The sequence below is a fragment of the Corynebacterium halotolerans genome (assembly GCF_050107895.1).
Taxonomy (GTDB): Bacteria; Actinomycetota; Actinomycetes; order Mycobacteriales; family Mycobacteriaceae; genus Corynebacterium; species Corynebacterium halotolerans_B.
This window is the reverse complement of record NZ_JBNILW010000053.1, coordinates 1-426: the sequence shown is the minus strand read 5'-3', so window position 1 is coordinate 426 and position 426 is coordinate 1. Positions and strand designations below refer to the sequence as shown.

The following is a 426-nucleotide window of genomic DNA, read 5'->3' as shown; positions in this document are numbered from 1 at the left end:
TAAGTTTTCCAGATCGAGTCCGACGATACGGTCATAGAACTCCAAACAGATCTGTTCCAGCTGCTCGAAGATGCCGGCGGTGATCCATTCATCCCGGCGGGTGCGCAAGGTGGTGGCCGAGCATGTCGTGTCGGCGATCTTGGCGTACGAGGCGCCGAGGACGAGGACCTGGATGAGCTTGTCGAAGATGATCCGGTCGGCGATCCTCGGGCGGTGGCACCCCAGCGGGTGGGTGTCGGTCACGGGTGGGATCAGGGCGGCGAACTGGCACCAGAGGGGGTCGATGATAGATGATGGGACGGCAGGCACGAGTGCTCCTGAGTGGTGTACGTTTTCTTGGTCGAATCCGTATCTACCAGGCCTCGTGCCTGCTCTTGTTCACTACCCCACCGTGGCCCCCTGTATCTTCCTATCCGCGCAATCTCT

General features: G+C 60.3%; 1 protein-coding gene. It reads right to left on the bottom strand.

Going from position 1 to position 426, the window contains the following annotated elements:
- A partial coding sequence (locus tag ACQCVD_RS15515) for a transposase (RefSeq protein ID WP_426824678.1) occupies nucleotides 1–309 on the bottom strand: 309 nt, incomplete at its 3' end.
- Between the last annotated feature and the right edge of the window lie 117 nt (nucleotides 310–426).